Source organism: Faecalibacterium gallinarum (assembly GCF_022180365.1).
Classification (GTDB): Bacteria; Bacillota; Clostridia; order Oscillospirales; family Ruminococcaceae; genus Faecalibacterium; species Faecalibacterium gallinarum.
This window is the reverse complement of sequence record NZ_BQKV01000064.1, coordinates 1-464: the sequence shown is the minus strand read 5'-3', so window position 1 is coordinate 464 and position 464 is coordinate 1. Positions and strand designations below refer to the sequence as shown.

Sequence of the window (464 nt, the reverse complement as noted above, 5' to 3'; positions counted from 1 at the left end):
TTTTCGGCCATTGCGTTGTCATAGCAGTTTCCGCGTCTTGACATGGAAGGTGTAATGCCGTAAGATTGAGTCAGCTTAAAATATCCGTGTGAGGTATATTGAAAGCCCTGGTCGCTGTGGAGGTGCAACTCCCCAGCGACTTTCTCTTTGTTCATGGCAAGGCGAATGGTATCCAGAACCAGATTTACTGTTTGCTGGGTTGCAGTCTTGTAGGCCACAATACTGTTGTCGTATAAATCCCGGATCATGGACAGGTACAGAATGCCTTGTTCTGTATGGATATAAGAGATATCGGTGACCCATTTGCTGTTAGGCCTTTCTGTGTGGAAATCCCTATTCAGCAGATTTTCATATCTGTGAACCTGCTGTCCAAGCTGCTTCCACTGCCTGCGTCTGCGTATTTCAGACAGCAATCCGTTTGTTTTCATAAGTCTGAGGACAGTTTTAGGATTCCTGTGATAGCC

Annotated in this window: 1 protein-coding gene; it reads right to left on the bottom strand. The window is 45.9% G+C overall.

What is annotated here, in order from left to right; all coding sequences use genetic code 11:
* A partial coding sequence (locus JCM17207_RS09255) for an IS3 family transposase (RefSeq protein ID WP_238317382.1) occupies positions 1–428 on the bottom strand: 428 nt, incomplete at its 3' end.
* Between the last annotated feature and the right edge of the window lie 36 nt (positions 429–464).